Origin of the sequence: Rhizobium sp. BR 362 (assembly GCF_036528765.1) — a bacterium.
In the GTDB taxonomy this organism is placed as follows: domain Bacteria; phylum Pseudomonadota; class Alphaproteobacteria; order Rhizobiales; family Rhizobiaceae; genus Rhizobium.
Window position 1 is genome coordinate 257,026 of sequence record NZ_JARWGH010000001.1, and the last position, 18,212, is coordinate 275,237.

Annotated in this window: 17 protein-coding genes and 1 riboswitch; of the genes, 9 read left to right on the forward strand and 8 right to left on the reverse strand. The window is 58.9% G+C overall.

The features are described from left to right. Positions 1-5: 5 nt before the first annotated feature. From QDY28_RS01285 to phnF, 3 genes are all read left to right on the forward strand, one after another. Positions 6-1,010: an ABC transporter ATP-binding protein gene (locus tag QDY28_RS01285; protein WP_331379902.1), complete on the forward strand. Its 1,005-nt coding sequence runs from the start codon at positions 6-8 to the stop codon at positions 1,008-1,010. Between the two features lie 161 nt (positions 1,011-1,171). After that, entirely contained in the window at positions 1,172-1,858 is a 687-nt protein-coding gene (locus QDY28_RS01290) for a class I SAM-dependent methyltransferase (protein WP_331379903.1), read from the forward strand. Between the two features lies 1 nt (position 1,859). Then, positions 1,860-2,588, forward strand: coding sequence for a phosphonate metabolism transcriptional regulator PhnF (phnF, locus tag QDY28_RS01295; RefSeq protein WP_331379904.1), 729 nt, complete (start codon positions 1,860-1,862; stop codon positions 2,586-2,588). A 5-nt stretch (positions 2,589-2,593) separates the two neighbouring features. On the opposite strand, the gene QDY28_RS01300 is transcribed toward phnF, so the two are convergent. From QDY28_RS01300 to QDY28_RS01330, 7 genes are all read right to left on the reverse strand, one after another. Further along, positions 2,594-2,944 carry a VOC family protein gene (locus tag QDY28_RS01300; RefSeq protein WP_331379905.1) on the reverse strand — a complete coding sequence of 117 codons (351 nt, stop codon included), beginning with the start codon at positions 2,942-2,944 and terminating at the stop codon, positions 2,594-2,596. A 59-nt stretch (positions 2,945-3,003) separates the two neighbouring features. Then, on the reverse strand, positions 3,004-3,480 hold the full coding sequence (locus QDY28_RS01305) for a 6,7-dimethyl-8-ribityllumazine synthase (RefSeq protein ID WP_331379906.1): 477 nt from the start codon (positions 3,478-3,480) through the stop codon (positions 3,004-3,006). Positions 3,481-3,570: 90 nt separating this feature from the next. After that, positions 3,571-3,719: riboswitch (FMN riboswitch) on the reverse strand. A 90-nt stretch (positions 3,720-3,809) separates the two neighbouring features. Further along, positions 3,810-4,871, reverse strand: a complete 1,062-nt coding sequence (locus tag QDY28_RS01310; RefSeq protein ID WP_331379907.1) for an ABC transporter ATP-binding protein — start codon at positions 4,869-4,871, stop codon at positions 3,810-3,812. 11 nt (positions 4,872-4,882) lie between these two features. Continuing rightward, entirely contained in the window at positions 4,883-5,671 is a 789-nt protein-coding gene (locus QDY28_RS01315) for an ABC transporter permease (protein ID WP_331379908.1), read from the reverse strand. Next, complete coding sequence (locus tag QDY28_RS01320; RefSeq protein ID WP_331379909.1) at positions 5,668-6,561, reverse strand: ABC transporter permease; 894 nt, start codon at positions 6,559-6,561, stop codon at positions 5,668-5,670. Before QDY28_RS01320 ends, QDY28_RS01315 begins: the two co-directional genes overlap by 4 nt. A gap of 73 nt (positions 6,562-6,634) precedes the next feature. After that, positions 6,635-7,738: an ABC transporter substrate-binding protein gene (locus QDY28_RS01325; RefSeq protein WP_331379910.1), complete on the reverse strand. Its 1,104-nt coding sequence runs from the start codon at positions 7,736-7,738 to the stop codon at positions 6,635-6,637. Between the two features lie 186 nt (positions 7,739-7,924). Further along, positions 7,925-8,797 carry a MurR/RpiR family transcriptional regulator gene (locus QDY28_RS01330; RefSeq protein ID WP_331379911.1) on the reverse strand — a complete coding sequence of 291 codons (873 nt, stop codon included), beginning with the start codon at positions 8,795-8,797 and terminating at the stop codon, positions 7,925-7,927. Positions 8,798-8,973: 176 nt separating this feature from the next. On the opposite strand from QDY28_RS01330, the gene QDY28_RS01335 reads away from it, so the two are divergent. From QDY28_RS01335 to QDY28_RS01360, 6 genes are all read left to right on the forward strand, one after another. Beyond that, a complete protein-coding gene (locus QDY28_RS01335) occupies positions 8,974-9,744 on the forward strand; it encodes an N-formylglutamate amidohydrolase (RefSeq protein ID WP_331379912.1) in 771 nt (256 codons plus the stop codon). 125 nt (positions 9,745-9,869) lie between these two features. Then, positions 9,870-11,441, forward strand: coding sequence for an amino acid permease (locus QDY28_RS01340; RefSeq protein ID WP_331379913.1), 1,572 nt, complete (start codon positions 9,870-9,872; stop codon positions 11,439-11,441). A 145-nt stretch (positions 11,442-11,586) separates the two neighbouring features. Next, entirely contained in the window at positions 11,587-12,957 is a 1,371-nt protein-coding gene (locus QDY28_RS01345) for a glutamine synthetase family protein (protein WP_331379914.1), read from the forward strand. 160 nt (positions 12,958-13,117) lie between these two features. After that, positions 13,118-14,503 (forward strand): aldehyde dehydrogenase family protein, encoded by a 1,386-nt coding sequence (locus tag QDY28_RS01350; protein ID WP_331379915.1) that lies wholly within the window; start codon positions 13,118-13,120, stop codon positions 14,501-14,503. Then, a complete protein-coding gene (locus tag QDY28_RS01355) occupies positions 14,500-15,648 on the forward strand; it encodes an iron-containing alcohol dehydrogenase (protein ID WP_331379916.1) in 1,149 nt (382 codons plus the stop codon). The genes QDY28_RS01350 and QDY28_RS01355 overlap by 4 nt, the downstream gene beginning before the upstream one ends. A gap of 272 nt (positions 15,649-15,920) precedes the next feature. Further along, positions 15,921-16,637 carry a ParA family protein gene (locus QDY28_RS01360; protein ID WP_331379917.1) on the forward strand — a complete coding sequence of 239 codons (717 nt, stop codon included), beginning with the start codon at positions 15,921-15,923 and terminating at the stop codon, positions 16,635-16,637. A 67-nt stretch (positions 16,638-16,704) separates the two neighbouring features. Here the strand turns inward: QDY28_RS01360 and QDY28_RS01365 are convergent, their stop codons facing one another. Next, positions 16,705-18,174, reverse strand: coding sequence for a L,D-transpeptidase (locus QDY28_RS01365; RefSeq protein ID WP_331379918.1), 1,470 nt, complete (start codon positions 18,172-18,174; stop codon positions 16,705-16,707). Positions 18,175-18,212: the final 38 nt, after the last annotated feature.

An 18,212-nucleotide genomic window follows, 5' to 3' on the forward strand; every position in this document is an offset into this window, starting at 1 on the left:
AGACTGTGGGATCGCTTCAACTGAAATCCATTCGTAAGGCCTATGGTACGCATGATGTGCTGAAGGGCATCGACCTCGAGGTTAAGGATGGCGAGTTCGTCATTTTCGTCGGCCCTTCCGGCTGCGGCAAGTCGACCCTTTTGCGCAGCATCGCCGGCCTGGAGGACGTGACCTCGGGCGCAGTCCTGATCAACGGCGCCGACGTGACGGTGACGCCGCCCGCCAAGCGCGGCATTTCCATGGTGTTCCAGTCCTATGCGCTTTATCCGCATCTGACGGTGAAGGACAACATGGGCCTTGGCCTGAAGCAGGCCGGCACCGCCAAGGATGAGATCGACAACCGTGTGGAGAAGGCGTCGAGCATGCTTTCTCTTGGGCCCTATCTCGCCCGTCGTCCGGCCGAGCTGTCCGGCGGCCAGCGTCAGCGTGTCGCCATCGGCCGCGCCATCGTGCGCGAACCGGAACTCTTCCTGTTCGATGAACCGCTGTCGAACCTCGATGCGGCATTGCGCGTCCAGACTCGCCTCGAAATCGCCCGCCTGCATCGCAGCTTGAGGGCAACGATGATCTACGTTACCCACGATCAGGTCGAGGCCATGACGCTGGCCGACAAAATCGTCGTGATGAACGCCGGCGCGATCGAGCAGATCGGTTCGCCGATGGAGCTTTATAACCGTCCGGCAAATATCTTCGTCGCCGGTTTCATCGGTTCGCCGCAAATGAATTTCATTCCGGCGGAAAAGCTCGAACAGAGCGGCGCCAAAACCATCGGCATCCGCCCCGAGCACATCACGTTGTCGCGCGAACAAGGCATCTGGGCGGCCAAGGTCATCCATGTCGAACACCTCGGCGCCGATACGATCATCTATCTCGAATCCGACCAGACCGGTCTTCTGACGGTGCGCCTTTTCGGCGAACACAAATATGAGCCGGACGAAACGGTTTATGCGACACCGGACACGGGACATATGCATCGCTTCGACGCGAACGATCAGGCCATTCGCGCGTAGGTCTCGGCATCTGGTAAATTGAAGAGGGCTCTGCTTCGGCAGGGCCCTCTTTTTATTTGTCCAGCGACGGCCTGAAGTAGTCCAGTCGTCCGGACGAATTCATATGCCTGTCACACGGCTGCGTTATTGCGTCCTCAGTCCACTTCAACAGCGAGCGCATCATGACAAACGCAGGAACCACCTACGCAACGTGGCATACCGAACCGAACGGCGACATCGCGATGGCAGAGTCGCATAGTCCGCTTTGGCGGCATTTCATCGAGACCGTGCCGGAGCGGGATTTTTCGTCGAAGACCGTGCTGGATTTCGGCTGCAATCGCGGCGGCTTCCTGCGGCTGCTTCATGCAATGCGGCCGTTCCGCCGCGGCGTCGGCATCGACATCGCCTCGGAATCGGTGGCAGCGGCTGTCGAGGCGAAGGGCAACATGCCGCTGGAATTTCATGTATCCACTGATCTTTCGCCTTTTGCCGATGGCTTCGATGTCGCGTTCAGCTATGAGGTCGTCTATCTGCTGCCGGAATTGAAGCGGCATGCCGAGCAGATGTTCGAGGTCATGCGCAACGGCGGCATCTATTACGCCGTCACCGGTTGCCACAATGAAATGCCTCTCTGGCCGCAATGGCGCGAGCTGATCGGCGGCAACAGCAATGCGCCGGTCCAGGATCGCTCCCCGCAGGACTATATCGACACCTTCCTTGCCGCAGGATTCAATGTCTCCGTCCGGCGCTTCGGCTATGACGGCTTCGTCAGCGGTACGAAGGATCGCAAATATTATCCGAGCATCCTCGATGCGCTCGCCTATCCCGCCGAATACAAGCTATTGTTCCGGCTCGAAAAGCGCGTCTGATATGGAGACGATCGATCGCAAGAGCGGCAGTGCTCTCTGGCATCAGATCGGCGAAATCCTGGCGGCTGATATCGCCGCCGGGACCTTTGCTCCTGGCGCCAAATTGCCGACCGAACCGGAACTTATGGAACGCTTCGGCGTCAGCCGCTTCACCGTCCGCCAGGCACTCGGCCATCTAGAGCAGCGGGGACTGGTGCGCGCCGAACAGGGGCGGGGGACCTTCGTGCATAGAGGGGCTCTCGACTATACGCTCTCGAAGAAGACGCGGTTCTCCCAGAATCTGATCGAGCAGGGTTTCGAGCCTGGTGGCGAATTATTAATTCACGAGGTCGTTGCAGCATCGGAGCGTGTCGCGGCGCGCCTGAAGCTGGCGCGGGGTGCCTCCGTCATCCATCGTCGCGGCGTGATGACGGCGGACGGTGTTCCTGTCGAACTCGGCGACAGCTATTATCCGGCCGATCGCTTTCCTGATTTCGATAAAGCGAGGCTGCAATACCAGACCATCAGTGCCGCGCTGGCGAGCTACGGAGTCCATGACTACGTGCGCCTGTCGACCGAGATCGAGGCGCGCATGCCGAGTGCCGAGGAGGCACGGTTATTGCGGCAGCCGAAGTCGACACCGGTTTTGGTCATCCTCAAAGTGGACATCGATAGCGATGGCATGCCCATTGCCTATGCCGAGACACTATGGTCCGCGGAGCGGGTCACCTTCAAGGTCGATTTGGGATGAACGGCCTATCGGTGTGACAGAATATTCACGATCTTGCCGAAGGGATCGCAGACATAGAAACGCCGGACACCCCAGGGTTCGTCGTTCAGATCATAGACGATATCGAGTTGCATCGATCGCACGCGTTGATAGACCTGATCGACATCGTCGACCTCGATCGAAAGATCGGGCACGATCGTGTCTGAGCCGCCTTCGCTGGCTATGCTGATCTGCGGCACGGTCTGTGCTTTCGAGGCGAAAGTGATGATCCAGCCATGGTCCATGACGATATCCAGGCCGAGCAGGTCGCCATAGAAGGCCCGAGCGCTGGCGGGATCGGCTGCATGCAGATTGGGGACAATTCGCAGGACCGTCATGCGATGCTCCTCGCCGGAGAAATGGAGGCGAGCCTTTGCCGCGCCTCCACCATCTTAACTCAGACAGTCACCGATGGCAGCAGCTTGGCGCGCTCGCTCAGGATCTGCCGGCAGGCATTTGCCACTTCCTGACCCTTGATGACGAAATGCTGCTTGAAAAAATGAATATGCGCTTCCGTCTCGTGGAAATGATGCGGCGTCAGCACGGTGGAAAGAATCGGAACGCCGGTATCCAGTTGCACGCGCATCATGGCATCGAGAACGGTATCGGCAACGAAGTCGTGGCGGTAGATACCGCCGTCGACAACGAAAGCGGTCGCAATGATCGCGCTGTAGCGGCCATTGCGCGCGAGCGTCTGGGCATGCAGCGGAATTTCCAAGGCACCGGGCACATCGAAAATATCGATGGGGGAGGCCCCCTCGGTCTTCTGCCATTCGGCAACGAAGGAATTGACGCACTGATCGACGATGTCGGCATGCCAGCGGGCCCGGATCAACGCTATGCGACCCGGCTGTGTGGAAATGGAAATGGTCATTAACTTTGCCTTTCAAGGGTTTGACTCAATATCCCTTGGGCGAACACGCAAGGTCGCAGGAACCCCTTGTGCGAAGGAGCCGTCGACCCAGCTTGCTCTCTTCCATCCGGACTATACCGTCGGCTCCGGCCTCTCACCGGATCTGCTGACCCTTTTCGCCGAAGCGGAAGGCGCTCGCGGGCTCGAAGATCACTCTCCATACCGCCGGTGGGGAATTGCACCCCGCCCTGAGAACGGCTGGACTATAAATGCGGTGCAACAAAAATCAAAGAAAAACGCCGGGCGAATTACCCGGCGCTCGCGAAAAATCTGTCCAATTGGCCCGTCGATCAGTCCTGGATGACCAGCAGATCGGAGGAGGCGAAACGCAGGGTGACTCGCTCGCCGACGCTGGGCGGCATCATGCCAGGGCTGTTGAACATGTCGAACGAGATGGTGTTGCCTGCGACGTTCATACGGGTGCGGATGACCGAACCCAGGAAGTGCGCCGAGGAGACCTCACCGGTCAAGGCAGTGTCGCCCTTGGCCGATTCCGCCAGCGAGCCGGCTTCCGGACGCAGCGCCAGCGATACGGTGTCGCCGGGCTTATAGGCGGTGACTGACTGCTTCAGCGTCACACCCTGATCACCAATCATGATGCGGTTGTTGTCGGGGTCGACGACCTTGCCTTCGATGAGGTTCAGCGTGCCGACGAAGGAGGCGACGAAGCGGGTCGCGGGCGTGTTGTAGATTTCGAACGGCGTGCCGATCTGATCGGCGCGGCCGGCATTCATGACGACGATGCGATCGGAGATCGACAGCGCTTCTTCCTGGTCGTGCGTCACGAAAACGGTGGTGATGCCGAGCTGCTGCTGGATGGCGCGGATTTCTTCGCGCAGCGAAACGCGGATCTTGGCATCGAGCGCCGAGAGCGGTTCGTCGAGCAGCAGGACCTGCGGCTTGACGGCGATGGCGCGAGCAAGCGCCACGCGCTGCTGCTGACCGCCGGACATCTGGAAGGGATAGCGGCCGGCAAGATGATCGAGCTTGATCAACCCGAGCATTTCCTTGACGCGCTTGTCGATCTCGGGCTTGGCGACACCGGCGACCTTGAGGCCGAAGGCGACATTGTCATGCACGGTCATGTTCGGGAACAGTGCATAGGCCTGGAACACCATGCCGATATTGCGCTGGTTCGGCTTCAACGGACGCTGGTCCTTGCCGTTGATCGTCAGCGTGCCCGCCGTCGGGCTTTCGAAGCCGGCAATCATCCGCAGAACGGTCGTCTTGCCGCAACCCGATGGTCCGAGGAAGGAGATGAACTCCCCCTTCTCGATTTTCATATTGAAATCGTGAACGACCTGAACGTCGCCGAAGGATTTTTTGATGTGGGTGAGTTCGAGAAAAGCCATGGTGAGAAGCCTTACGCCGTAACCGGAGCCAGTTTTGAAAAGCGGGAAACGAGCTGCAGCAGGCCCATGCTGAGCCAGGTGACAGCAAGCGCGATGATAGCCAATGCCGAAGACTGATAAGCCTGATTGGCGCCGACCAACTGCATATATGGGCCGAAAGCCGGACGATTGAGCAGGGAAGCCATCGTGAATTCGCCCATAACGATCGCCAGCGTAATGAAAGCGCCGGAAAGAACGCCGCTCATCACATTGGGGAAAATGCAGCGGAACATAATGGTCGTCCACTTCGCGCCGAGACTTTCGGCGGCTTCCGTCAGGGTGCCGACATCGATCGTGCGCATCGCCGTATCGACCGAACGATACATATAGGGGAGGGACAAGACAATGTAGGAGCAGACGAGAAGGAAGTTCGTCGTCTGCTCGAAGCCCGTCAAAGGCAGGATCGACGACGAATTATAGAGACGCAGATAGCCGAAGACGATGACGATCGCGGGGATGACCAGGGGCATCAGCGTGATGAATTCAACGATCGGGCGAATCTGCGGCAAACGGAGGCGCACCCAATAGGCCGTGGGCACCACGATCAGCATGCCGAAGATGATGGTCAGCAACGCCATGAGCATCGAATAGCCAAATGCGGACAGGAAGTGCGTGTCCGAAAAGACCGATGCATAGGCGTCGAAACTATAGGCGTCCCGCCGCATACGCAGCGAGAATTCCAGCGTGCCGATAAGAGGAACGATGAAATAGATGGCGCCGATGACGACCGCGATCCAAGCGAAGAATTTTTGCAGCTTCATTTCTGCCACCGTTCTGCGCGGATGCGCATGATGATGTAGATGACGTTGGATATGCCTGTTATGACGATCATACCGAGCGCCATCGCATAGCCGAGATTGGCGTTGTGCAGCACGTCGCCGCGGATCTGCGCATAGAGCTGGATCGGTATGATGTTGAGCGAGCTGCCGGTCAGTGCGATCGCGGTTGCAATGGCGCCGAAGGCGTTGGCAAACAGCAGCAGCGTCGTGCCAAGCAGGCTCGGCCAGAGGATGGGGAGCGCCACCATCAGCCAATATTGTCTGTTGGTCGCTCCGAGGATGGATGCGGCTTCACGCCATTCCTTCTTCATGCCATCCAGCGCCGGCGTGATGATTAGCACCATCAGCGGAATCTGGAAGTACATATAGGTGATGGTCAAGCCGACGAAGCTGTAGAGATTGAAGCCCGCTCGAAAAATGTCGAAGCCAAGCCAGTTTTTCAGCAGCAGCGTGATCAGGCCCAGGCGACCGATCGTGGCGATGAAGGCAAAAGCGAGAGGTACGCCGGCGAAATTTGAAGCGACACCGGAAAAGGTAAGGAAGACATGGCGCACCCAGGCTGGAAGCCCGCCCATGACCAAGGCCCAAGCCAGATAAAAGCCGATCAGCGCGCCGCCGAGCGCCGAGGCGACAGACACTTTGATGCTGATCAAATAGGAGTCCATGATGGACTTTGTGAAGAGATCGCCAATGTTCTTCAGCGTCAGGCTGCCGTCGGGCGTCAGAAAAGCGCCTGCAATCAGATAGATCGTTGGAAGAATTAGAAACAGCAGCGCGAAGATCAGAAAGGGCGCTATGCCCAGCCAATCGACAACCATGCGTTTATTGATCATGGGAGTGGAACTGATCGTTGATGTCGTGACGATGCTCATGATTGGCCCGATCCGCGGCGTCAAAAAAACGGAAAACCTCCCCGCTGAAGCGGGGAGGCCATGTCAGGTCTGATTACTGTACGTTCGAACCGACGACAGAATCCCACTTGGTGGTGATGGCGGCCTTGCCGGCATCCTGCTCTTCGAGCGTCGGGAACACAGCCTTTTCGTAGGCGGCAGCCGGCGGCAGCTTGTCGAGAAGTTCCTGCGGGACCTTCTTGTTCTTCGCCAGGTCGTTGAAGCGGATCGGGTGGCAATAGCCCTTCAGCCAGCCAATCTGACCTTCGTCGGAATAGAGGAACTCCATCCACAGCTTGGCAGCGTTCGGATGCGGAGCGAAAGCCGAAATCGCCTGAACGTAAACGCCGGCGATGACGCCCGAAGCCGGAACCGTGACGTCAACCGGCGGGTTGCCGTTCAGGCTGTCGCGCCATGCGAGGCCGTTATAGTCCCAAGCGATGACGATCGGGGTTGCGCCCTGTGCGAGCGAAGCGGACTTGCCGATGACCGGAACGAAGTTGCCAGCCTTGTTCAGCTTTGCGAAGTAGTCGAGACCAGCAGCGCCGGCCTTGGTGGCATCCTTTTCGCCGGCAGCAAGGCCAGCGGCGTAAACGGCCTGAACAGCCTGGTTCGAGGTGCGCGGGTCGCCAGCGAGCGAAACGGTGTTTGCGTATTCCGGCTTCTGCAGGTCAGCCCAGTCCTTCGGCGGGTTCTTCACGACGTCCTTGTTGGTGACGAAGGAGAGAACGCCGTAGTAATCGCCGTACCAGAAGCCGTCAGCATCCTTGGCGCTGTCCGGAATGGAATCCCAGGTGGAAACCTTATAGGCCTGCAGCAGGCCTTCCTTCTTGGCGGTCGGGCCGAAGGAGAGACCGACGTCGATCACATCGGGCGCCTGCGGACCGGTGTTGCCCTTGTTGGCGCGGATGGCTTCAACTTCATCGCCCGACCCGGCGTCCGGATTCAGTTCGTTGACATCGATGCTGTATTTCGCCTTGAAAGCAGCGATCAGGTCGCCATAACCGCACCAGTTGTGGGGCAGAGCGATGGTGGTCAGCGTGCCTTCCTTCTTGGCGGCGGCGATCAGGTCTGCGCTCGGTTCAGCAGCAGCGATTGCGGTCGAAGTTACGAGCATCGCAGTCGAGAGCGTCAGAAGACGATGAATTTTCGAGATCACTGGTATTCCTCCTTTTGGGTTTTCAGTGTCTGGCGTTGCTGTTAATGACGTTGCATGAAGGTTGTGTGACGGGTTCCAATGGGTTGCGTCTCCTGAAAACACCGGGAATTACTTCTATCCGCCGATGATGACAGACTCTGTCTTGCTGGCCGATCCTCAGCTTGTGTTTTATACTTTCCTTTCCTCCTAACCTAGCTTGCGGAACAGCCTTGTTTGTTCGAACAGGCCTTCGAGCGTTTTCATGCGTTCACTCGCCTCGTCCCAGGTCGAGCTTTGCACGGCTTCGATCAGGGCCTCGACGATAAACAGGGTGACGACGGAGGAATCCCAAGCTGAAGGTGCTTCGATTTGCACGCGAAAAGTGTGCTTTGCATATTTGACGGCAGGGGTCGCCCATTGGTCGGTGAAGACGATGATCTCAGCCCCGCTACGGCGAGCGGCGGCGGCGAGGCTAACCATTTCCTGCTCATAGCGTCTGATATCGAAGATCACGAGCAGGTCGCCGGCGTTCATGTTCAGAACATATTGCGGCCAGGAACTGGAATTGGAGGAGAGCAAGGTCGTGTTCGGGCGGATGACCTGCATATGGGTGAAGAAATATTCCGCAAGCGCGCCGGTGATGCGTCCACCGACGAAATAAAGCCCGCGCTTGCGCTCCGACAGCAGTGCAGCGACGCTATCGAAGGTTGCCGCATCGATGTCGGCCAGCGTCTGACGGAGATTGCCCATAATGGCATCTGCGAAGCGATTGAGAATATGTGTCCCGGGAGCATTGGATGCCCACCGGTCATGTTTGGTCAGCGGGTTCGAGATCGTCGCCTCGACCTCCTGATGGAGGCGCGACTGAAAGTCCGGATAACCTTTGAAACCGAGTTTCTGCACCATCCGCGCCACGGTCGGCGTGGAAACACGCGCATTTTCGGCCACCGTCGTAATGCTGCCCAACCCGGAAACGGGATAGTTGTCGAGCAGGCTCTTGGCGAGCTGCTTTTCGGCGCGCGTCAGCCCGTCAAATTGGGCATTGATTACGTCCGAAACTGTTTTCGACGCATTGCTCACTCGATTTTTGCTCCCCGGGCCGGTCTGATGCCAGTCTCCTAGAGGGAATATAACTACGCTGTCACATTTCGAGTCAATGTCACAAATGAAGAAATAATTTCAGTTCCTAGTTGACAGTCGCCGAAACCTGAAGAATTCTTTTCTTATAAAGATTTTATTAAGAGGGGTAGGGCGCCTTGATGCTTGCCGGGCAAGGCATTCTGACGGAAGCCGATGGCGATTGCGTCGCGGTCGAACGACCGGATGGAAAAAGCGCGGTTTTGATTATCTGCGAACATGCTTCGCGCACGCTGCCCCAACATTTCGGCGATCTCGGCCTTTCGGCCGAAGCGCTTTCCAGCCATATCGCCTGGGACCCCGGCGCGCTGGCTGTCGCTAGGAAGATGTCTGGCAGCCTCGATGCCACGTTGGTTTACCAACGCTTCTCGCGGTTGGTCTATGACTGCAACCGTCCGCCGGAAAGCGCAGGCGCCATGCCGGAAATCAGCGAGATCTATACGATTCCCGGCAACCAGCACCTGCAGGCCGCTGACCGGCAGGCACGCACCGACGCTCTCTATGTGCCGTTCCATGACCGCATTCGCACTCTTCTGAAAGAGCGTCGGGCGAGGGCGCAAAAAACCGTGCTTGTGACCGTTCACAGTTTTACGCCTGTGTACAATGGCAAGCAGCGGGCAGTGGAGCTCGGTATTTTGCACGATGAAGACCGCTGGCTGGCCGACCGCATGCTTGATGCGGCGGCCAACGCGCCGCTCTATCGTACTGAACGAAACCAGCCTTACGGGCCGGAAGACGGCGTGACCCATACGCTCAAGCTGCATGGGCTCGCCAATGGCTTGCATAACGTTATGATCGAGGTCCGCAACGACCTCATCGCAGATGACATCGGCCGAGGGGTCGTGGCCGATTATCTGACAGGGCTTATCCAGAGCAGTCTGGAAACCTGAGCATAGAAAGAAAAGACCCCGGGGAGCAGTTCAACTGCATTCGGGCCGCATGGCAAAAGCCAGCGGCGCATGTGGCACATGGTGGCCCGCAATTCCGTGGGCGACCAGGTTTTAGGGGGAATGACATGTCTGATTACACAGAGTTGGACAAGAAGCAGGACGTGCATATTCTGCACTCCATGGGCTATGCCCAGGAGTTGGAACGGCGCATGAGCTCGTTCTCGAACTTTGCCGTATCCTTTTCCATTATTTGCATTCTTTCGGGTGGCATCAATTCTCTTGCTCAGGCAACGTCAGGCGCAGGCGGTGCCGCGATCGGCATCGGCTGGCCAGTCGGATGTTTTATTTCGCTGGTCTTTGCCGTGGCAATGGCGCAGATCAGCTCGGCCTATCCGACTGCGGGCGGCCTCTATCACTGGGGTTCGATCCTCGGCAATCGCTTCACCGGCTGGCTGACCGCATGGTTCAACCTGCTCGGTCTCGTTACCGTGCTCGGCGCGATCAATGTCGGCACCTATTATTTCTTCGTCGGTGCCTTCGGTGGCTATTTCGGTATGGCCGATACGACTTTGATCCGTATCCTGTTCCTAGTGGTCATCACCGGCCTTCAGGCTCTGGTAAATCATATGGGCATCGGACTGACGGCAAAGCTCACCGACTTCTCCGGCTATCTGATCTTCGCGACCTCGATCGCACTGGCGGTCGTGTGCCTGATCGCTGCGCCGTCCTACGATTTCGCACGGCTCTTCACCTTCACGAACTATTCGGGTGTGGCGACGATCGCCGCCGATGGGTCGGCGACCGGTGCACCGGTCTGGCCGCAGGTTTCCACCTTCTGGGTCTTTGCCCTCGGCCTCCTGCTGCCGATCTACACGATCACCGGCTATGACGCCTCGGCGCATACCTCGGAGGAAACGGTAAAGGCTGCACATTCTGTTCCGCGCGGCATGGTAGCCTCCGTGCTCTGGTCGGCACTGTTTGGCTATATCATGCTGTGCGCGTTCGTTCTGATGCTCCCGAACATGGACGATGCCGCAAAGCAGGGCTGGAACGTGTTCTTCTGGGCGATGGATGCTCAGGTGAACCCCGTCGTCAAGGACATCCTCTATCTCCTGATCTTCGTCAGCCAGTGGCTGTGCGGCCTTGCAACGGTCACCTCGGTATCGCGCATGATCTTTGCGTTCTCGCGTGACGGCGGTCTGCCGGCATCGAAGGCGCTCTCCAGGGTCAGCCCGAAACACCGCACGCCGGTTTCCGCCATCTGGACCGGCTCGATCCTTTCGGTGCTGTTCGTCTGGGGGTCTTCGCTGGTATCGATCGGCGATACGCCTGTTTATACCATCGTCGTTTCCTGCACCGTCATCTTCCTCTTCTTCTCCTTCGCGATCCCGATCACGCTCGGCCTCTTCGCTTGGGGCACCTCGAAGTGGGACAAGATGGGTCCGTGGAACCTCGGCGAAGGCGTGTTCAAGCTTTTTGCCGTGCTGAGCATCATCTCGATGATCGTGATCTTCCTTCTCGGCATTCAGCCGCCGAATGACTGGGCCGGTATCATCACCGTCGGCTTCCTTGTCCTGACCGCAATTGTCTGGTTCGGCTTCGAGCAGCGACGTTTCAAGGGACCGCCGATCGGCGATGCGATCGCCAACCGCAAGGCCGAAATCGCAGCGGCGGAAGCTGCCGTCGGCGAGAAGTAAGTACAGGCCGATCTCTTCAACCCTTGGGGTCGCAAGCCTGCGACCCCTTCACCGGCAAGGACAAGGCTGCAGAGCGCGGGCTAGCCGCCGTGCGGTATCGTTCGACAGGCCGATGTTTCAATTCTTTGTTCAGGCGGACCAAATCATGAGCAGCAGCTATACGTTCGACGACCTCAGACGAGATGTGGCCGAAGGGCGCATCGATACGGTTCTGGCATGTCAGGTGGACATGCAGGGCCGCTTGATGGGCAAACGCTTCCAGGCGGAGTTCTTCGTAGAGAGTGCCTGGAAGGAAACGCATAGCTGCAACTATCTTCAGGCGACGGACCTCGAAATGGAGACCGTCTCCGGCTACAAGTCTACGAGTTGGGAGAAGGGCTATGGCGACTATACGATGAAGCCGGATCTCGCCACCCTCCGCCGTGTTCCCTGGCTGGAGGGCACGGCGCTGGTGCTTTGCGACGTGCTCGACCATCACACCCATGAAGAGGTGGCGCATTCGCCGCGCGCCATCCTCAAGAAGCAGGTCGGGCGGCTGGAAGCGATGGGAATGAAGGCCTTCATGGCCTCCGAACTTGAGTTCTTCCTGTTCGACCAGACCTATGACAGCGCCCGCGAGTCGGGCTATCGCAACCTGCATCTCGCCAGCGGCTACAACGAGGACTATCACATCTTCCAGACCACCAAGGAAGAGGATGTGATGCGGGCGATCCGCAAGGGCTTGCAGGGCGCCGACATTCCGGTCGAGAATTCCAAGGGCGAGGCGTCGGCGGGGCAGGAGGAAATCAATGTCCGCTATGCCGACGCGCTGACCATGGCGGACCGTCATGCGATCATCAAAAACGGCTGCAAGGAAATCGCCTGGTCGAAGGGCAAGGCGATCACTTTCCTCGCGAAATGGAACTACAATTCCGCAGGCAGCTCCTCGCATATTCACCAGTCGCTCTGGAGTGCCGACGGCAAGACGCCGCTGTTCTTCGACAAGGAACAAGAGCATGGCATGACGCTGCTGATGAAGCACTACGTCGCCGGCCTTCTGACGCATGCCAGCGAGATCACCTATTTCCTCGCGCCTTACATCAATTCCTACAAGCGTTTCGTGGCGGGCACCTTCGCGCCCACCAAGGCGATCTGGAGCACCGACAATCGCACGGCGGGCTATCGTCTCTGCGGTGCCGAAACCAAGGGAATCCGCATCGAATGCCGCGTCGGCGGCTCCGATCTCAATCCCTATCTCGCCTTTGCGGCGCTGATCGCTGCCGGTCTCGACGGCATCGAAAACAAGCTTGAACTGGAAGCACCTTTCGTGGGAGACGCCTATGGTGCCCGCGAGGTTCGCGAAATTCCGCGCACGCTGCGAGACGCCGCGGTTGCGCTGAGCGGCTCCGAGATGCTGCGCGCGGCCTTCGGCGACGATGTCATCGATCACTACACCCGCGCTGCCGAATGGGAGCAGGAAGAATATGATCGCCGCGTCACCGATTGGGAGGTGGCGAGAGGATTCGAAAGAGCGTAAGCCTTGCTGCGGGTTTTGATCTCTGCCTGATTTTCGTCGTCAGACGCGGGCAGGGAGGTGGCTGCGATAAATCGCTTCTTTTGGCCACGTGAGCTCTTGGCGTACTTTCGCGGCGGTCAGTCGAGAATATATTCGTGACCATTAAAACAGGATTTCGATCATGACCATGATCACATGCGTGTCCCCGGTAAACGGGGAGGTTTATGCGGAGCGTCCGGCGTTGTCGCTGGATGCGGCCAAGGAAGCGGTGGCCCGCGCCCGCAAGGCGCAGAAGGATTGGGCGCGCCGCCCGCTGGAAGACCGCGTCCAGCTCGTATTGAAGGGTGCTGCCCGTCTCAACGAGATGGCCGATGTCGTCGTGCCGGAGCTCGCATGGCAGATGGGCCGCCCGGTCAAATACGGCGGCGAGTATCGCGGCTTCAACGAGCGCTCGAATTACGTGGCTTCGATCGCGGCCGATGCCTTGTCGCCGATGGTGGTGGAAGACAGCGCGAATTTCGCGCGTCGTATCGAACGCGAGCCCCATGGCGTCGTGTTCGTCATCGCGCCCTGGAACTATCCTTATATGACGGCGATCAACACGGTCGCCCCGGCGCTGATGGCCGGCAATACCGTTATTCTGAAGCATGCCAGCCAGACGCTTCTGGTTGGTGAGCGACTGGTTCAGGCTTTCGTCGAGGCCGGCGTTCCGGCCGATGTCTTCCAGAACGTCTATCTCGACCATGAGACGACGTCGGCTCTGATCGGCGCCGGCAGCTTCAACTTCGTCAACTTCACCGGCTCGGTCGAAGGCGGGCGATCGATCGAACGCGCTGCCGCAGGCACCTTCACCAGCCTTGGTCTCGAACTTGGCGGCAAGGATCCGGGCTATGTCATGGAGGATGCCGACCTGGACGCTGCCGTCGACACCCTCATGGACGGTGCCACCTACAATTCCGGCCAATGCTGCTGCGGCATCGAGCGCATCTATGTGCATGAGTCGCTTTACGACGCCTTCGTCGAGAAGTCGGTCGCCTGGGTGTCGAACTACAAGCTCGGCAACCCGCTCGATCCGGAGACCACGCTTGGCCCGATGGCGCACAAGCGTTTCGCCAAGGTGGTGCGCGAGCAGATTTCCGATGCCGTTGCCAAGGGTGCCAAGGCGCTCGTCGATCCCAAGCTTTTCCCGGCCGATGATGGCGGCGCTTATCTTGCGCCGCAGATCCTCGTCGACGTCGATCATTCCATGGCCTTCATGCGCGAAGAAACCTTCGGCCCCGCCGTCGGTATCATGAAGGTGAAGAGCGACGCTGAAGCGCTGGAACTGATGAATGACAGCCCTTATGGTCTGACGGCCTCGCTCTGGACCAAGGATGTCGAGCGTGCCTCGCGGATCGGCCGTGACATCGAGACCGGCACCGTCTTCATGAACCGCGCCGACTATCTCGACCCGGCATTGTGCTGGACCGGCGTCAAGGAAACGGGCCGTGGCGGCTCCCTGTCCATAATCGGTTTTCACAACCTGACGCGCCCGAAATCCTACCATTTGAAGAAGGTAACAGCATGAGCAATATCTCAGCCAATTGGAGCTATCCCACCGCCGTCAAGCTCGGCCGCGGCCGGATCACGGAACTGGCGGATGCCTGCAAAAGCCTGGGCATCAAGAAGCCGCTCCTGATCACCGACCGAGGGCTCGCCTCGATGGCGATCACCAAGACGGCGCTGGATATTCTCGAAGACGCCGGCCTTGGCCGTGCCATCTTCGCCGATGTCGATCCGAACCCGAACGAGAAGAATCTCGATGCCGGCGTGAAGGCGTTCAAGGATGGCGGTCATGACGGCGTCGTCGCTTTTGGCGGCGGCTCGGGCCTCGATCTCGGCAAGTGCGTTGCCTTTATGGCCGGTCAGACACGGCCCGTCTGGGATTTCGAGGATATTGGCGATTGGTGGACCCGCGCCAATGTCGAGGGCATCGCTCCGATCGTCGCCGTGCCGACGACTGCCGGCACCGGCTCTGAAGTCGGCCGCGCCAGTGTCATCACCAATTCTGAAACGCATGTGAAGAAGATTATCTTCCATCCGAAGTTCCTGCCGGGCGTTGTCATTTCCGATCCGGAGCTGACCGTTGGCATGCCGAAGGTCATTACCGCCGGGACAGGAATGGATGCGTTTGCCCATTGCCTGGAGGCCTATTCCTCACCCTTTTATCATCCGATGTCCGCCGGCATCGCGCTGGAAGGCATGCGGCTGGTCAAGGAGTTCCTGCCGCGCGCCTATAGGGAAGGGACCGACCTCGAAGCTCGTGCCAACATGATGAGCGCCGCCGCCATGGGTGCGGTCGCGTTCCAGAAGGGCCTTGGCGCCATTCATGCGCTGTCGCATCCGATCGGCGCCGTCTACAACACGCATCACGGCATGACCAATGCTGTCGTCATGCCCCCCGTTCTGCGCTTCAATCGCAAAGCCATCGAGGAGAAGATTGCGCGTGCCGCTGCCTATCTCGGCATCTCCGGCGGTTTCGACGGTTTCTACGACTATGTATTGAAACTGCGCGCCGATCTCGGCGTTCCCGAAAGCCTCTCGGCTATGGGCATTGCGCCCGATCGCATCGATGAGCTTTCGGCCATGGCAATCGAAGATCCAAGCGCCGGCGGCAATCCTGTGGCAATGACGCTGGAAAACACCAAGGCGCTGTTCCGCGACTGCTTCTAGGTATATTGCCGAGGTTTTCGATCGTGCCGCGAGATGATTGCGGCACGATTTTTTATGCTTGTTTGGCAGGTCGACGATCGCATCCTCATCGGCAGGCGGTGTGCCGATGGGGCAGTCGGTTAAGTCGGCCCATGCAACATCTTAATGCCCGAAACGCGCCGTTAGGGCTTTATTAACCATATCTCGAAACAATACGTTAACTGCACCAATGAGTCAGATGGTGCTGAAAAGAGCGATGTTCGTGCTCACCGCCATCTTGCCGGAGACCGACTATGCCAGTTATCACATTTGCAAATACGAAGGGTGGGGCGGGGAAGACGACTGCGGTTTTGCTGTTGTCCACCGAACTGGCGAGACGCGGCTACCGCGTCACCATCCTTGACGCCGACCCGCAGCATTGGATTTCGCACTGGTACGAGATTTCCGGCAACCGTGTTCCCAACATCTCGGTCATCGATTTCGTCACCAGCGCGTCGTTGCCTGTGCATCTTTCCGAAAACAGTGCGACGGACTATTTCATCCTGGACTTGCCGGGCGCTCGCACGCCGCTGTTGGCAACGGCGCTCGGTCTCTCCGATCATGTGCTCATACCAATCCAGGGCTGCGCGATGGATGCGCGGGGCGGAGCGCAGGTGCTGGAACTGCTGCAATATCTGGAACAGCGGGCGGGCATCCGCATCAATCATTCGGTCGTTCTGACCCGCGTCAATTCGATGGTGACGACCAGAGCGCTGCAGGTGGTCAAAGCGCTGCTGTCCGAGCGGAGTGTTACGGTTCTCGAAACGCCGATCATCGAACGCTCCGCTTTCCGCGATATCTTCGATTGTGGCGGGACGCTCTATACGATGGATCCGAGCCGGGTCAGCAATCTGGACAAGGCTCAGGAAAACGCCCGGGTCTTTGCCGAGGAGATGATGCGGCTCGTGCCGACCCGGCTTACAGCTTCGGCCCGCAGCGCCGGCCATGAGGCGATCCGCAGCGCCGCATAAGTTATTCTCGCAATATAAAGGCCGCCGGATAAGCCTATCCGGCGGCCTTGTCATTTCTCAAACGCGATCAATCGACGAATTCGACCACCACACCCGGCTTGACCATCTTGGCAAGTTCGGTCGCATCCCAATTGGTCAGGCGCACGCAGCCATGGCTCTGCGACTTGCCGATCTTCGAAGGATCTGGGGTGCCGTGAATGCCATAGGTCGGCTTCGACAGCGCCATCCAGACAACGCCGACCGGGCCGTTGGGGCCGGGCGGAATGTCGAGGATCTTGTCGTTGGCACCCTGCTTGAAATTGATCTTTGGATTGTACGTGTAGCCCGGATTGAAGGCGACACGCTCGACCGTGACCGTGCCGGATGGCGAGGGCGTGTCGGTCGAACCAATGCTGGCAGGATAGGCGGCGATCAGGGCGCCGCTGGCGTCATAGGCGAAAACCTGCTTGCGGCCCTTGTCGGCCAGAATCTTGGCAACGGTGCCGGTCTTGCCGGGTCCGGTGTTGACCACTTTGATCGTGGTGCCGGGAACCGTGAAGTCGACACCGGGATTGAGTTCCTTCAGATAGCCTTCATCCATATGGAAGCGTTCGGCCAGCATTTCCGTGGTCGACGTATAGCCGAGCGACGGCATCTGTGCTTTCTCGGCATAGTCTTCAGGGATCGATGCAACATAGGGGCCGGCGGCATCGGCAGGCGTGATCGTGTAGTTGATGATCGGCATCCCGCCCGACAAGCGCAGTTGTTCGAGGATCGAATCCGTGTCGTTGGGGTTCAGCGTCTGACCGGTCATCTGCTGGTAGGCATAGATCGCCTTGGTGACGTTAGCGCCCATACGGCCATCGATCGCACCCGGAGAAATGCCCTGGCGGGAGAGGAAGACCTCAAGCGCCGTGATCTCCATCTTCGACTTGCCCTTCAGGGTAATGACGGGCTCGGCAGGCGTCTTGCGTTCGATGGCAGGTGCCTGGTCCTGCGGATCGATCGAGGCATAGTCATTGCCGTTCGAATTCTGAGATTGGCCGCTCACGTCCGGCAGCGGTTGATTGTCGAGCGGCTCTCGCTGGATGCTGCCGTCCCGCGAAATGCCGCTGGTGACGACGCCGCGATCCTGCGGCTGGCCATAGCCGTCGTCGACATAGCCACCGTCATTCCCGTAGTCGTTGCTCCGATATTGGCGATAGTCGCGATAGCCGCCGTTGGTGGAAAGCTGCGTGTCGCCATATCGGTTGCCGTCGCCGTAGCCATCGTCGTTGTAAACGTCGCGGCGGGGCGCGCGCGGATAATAGGTGCTGGCTCGCATTTCGGTGGCGACGACGTTGCCGTAGCGATCGATCAACACACGATGGCCACGCCCGTCGCGGGCTACGGTCACGACACCTTGTCCCGGATATTGATCGAGAATTCGTCCGTCGGGGGTCACCAGAACAGTGTCGTTCCCGCCGCGATAATATTGCGCCTGCGCATTGGTCAATGCGAGAGCAGATGCTGCGGCTGTCAAAGCCAGCGTAAGGCTGAATTTCAGGAACCGGTTCACGTCTGTCGAATCCTCGGATGGTGGCTGAGCCGACACAC